Source organism: Vibrio sp. Vb0937, from assembly GCF_033338855.1.
Genome location: NZ_JAWOTK010000147.1, coordinates 1 through 1,582, shown reverse-complemented (window position 1 = coordinate 1,582; position 1,582 = coordinate 1). Strand labels below are relative to the sequence as shown.

Annotated in this window: 2 protein-coding genes; one reads left to right on the top strand and one right to left on the bottom strand. The window is 44.7% G+C overall.

The window, feature by feature from the left end; genetic code table 11:
- The coding region (locus tag R7P67_RS23920; RefSeq protein WP_140156468.1) for a chemotaxis protein CheV at window positions 1-940 on the top strand (940 nt) is incomplete at its 5' end.
- Between the two features lie 58 nt (window positions 941-998).
- Here the strand turns inward: R7P67_RS23920 and R7P67_RS23915 are convergent.
- Window positions 999-1,582: OB-fold nucleic acid binding domain-containing protein (locus R7P67_RS23915; protein ID WP_318086206.1), on the bottom strand; the 584-nt coding region annotated here is incomplete at its 5' end.

The window sequence follows — 1,582 nt, the reverse complement described above, 5'->3', positions numbered from 1 at the left end:
AAATACGGTTGATCAGCGTACGAACTTAGTGGGTGAAAACCGACTGGAACTTTTGCTGTTCACGTTAAACAGTCGTCAGTTATTTGCGATTAATGTGTTCAAAGTGAAAGAGGTGATAAAGCTTCCGCCGTTGACTAAGCTGCCTGGCTCACACTACAACATCCGTGGTGTTGCTTCCCTTCGAGGTGAAGCTGTACCTGTTATTGATTTACGTTGTTCGATTGGTTTTCCCCCTCTTCGTGGAGAAGCGGAAGAAGAAAACTTGATCGTGACGGAATATAACCGTTCGGTGCAGGGTTTCCTTGTTGGTCCGGTACGTAACATCATCAATACCGCATGGACTGAAATTCAGCCGCCGCCATCGACTTCTGGACGCTCTAACTACCTCACAGCTATCACCCAAGTGAAAGATGGTGATACTTCTCAAATCGTTGAGATTATTGACGTTGAGAAAGTGTTGGCGGAAATCGTTCATTATGATGTCACTATCTCAGAAGATATCTTAGATCACGACTTATCGCAGTCGATGGTTGGACGTAACGTTCTTATCGTAGACGACTCTTCGACAGCAAGAAACCAAGTACGTGACACCCTTTCTCAATTGGGTATGAACATCATCGAGTGCCGAGATGGTTTAGAGGCATTAACGGTGCTCAAACGTTGGTGTGATGAAGGTCGTGATGTTGAAAAAGAGCTGTTAATGATGATCACGGACGCTGAAATGCCAGAGATGGATGGTTACAAATTGACTCACGAAGTCCGTAGCGATCCTCGTATGTCGAAGTTGTTCATCACGTTGAACACGTCACTCAGCGGTAGCTTTAACGAGGCGATGGTGCAAAAGGTAGGCTGTGATCGTTTTATCTCAAAATTCCAGCCAGATTTGTTAGTTGAAGTAGCACAAGATCGTTTACGTCAGGTGCTTTCTACAAACGCCTAACTCATCAATGAATGTAAACAAAGGGAGGGTAACCTCCCTTTGTTGTATCTGCTCACTTTTAATGGAAGTCACGAGACTTACTCTGCAAGTTGGATAAGTAATGAGTACAGTCAATCAATTTACCCGCAATGACGTGGATGACTTCTCCCTCTCGTTCCAAAATACCTTTTACCATCAATATTCTTGAGGTGAGGTAAGCTTGCTTTTGCGCTCTTGCCGTCGCGCTCCATACCACAACGTTAATGTTGCCAGTGTCATCTTCTAAGGTGAAAAATGTAACGCCTGCTGCAGTGCCTGGGGACTGCCTTCCGGTGACGACACCTGCCACAGTCACAAGCGATTTATGCTCTTTATCAACCAATTGTTTCATACGCGTAAAACGAGGAAGTATTCCCGCTTCTTCTAGCAGAGTAATTGGGTGTCGATTCAGCGAAAGACCTGTACTGGCATAGTCTTCAATAAGGCTTTCATATTCAGATGGCTGTGCTTGATAGCTAACGCTTGGCTCTTCGATATGATGAAACAAAGGCAAATCAGACAGTGAATCCATCGCTGCCCAACGTGCGTTATAACGGTTACCCGATAAGATCTGAAAGGCATTTGCAGAAGCTAATAATTCGATATCACGACGACTTCTCAAGA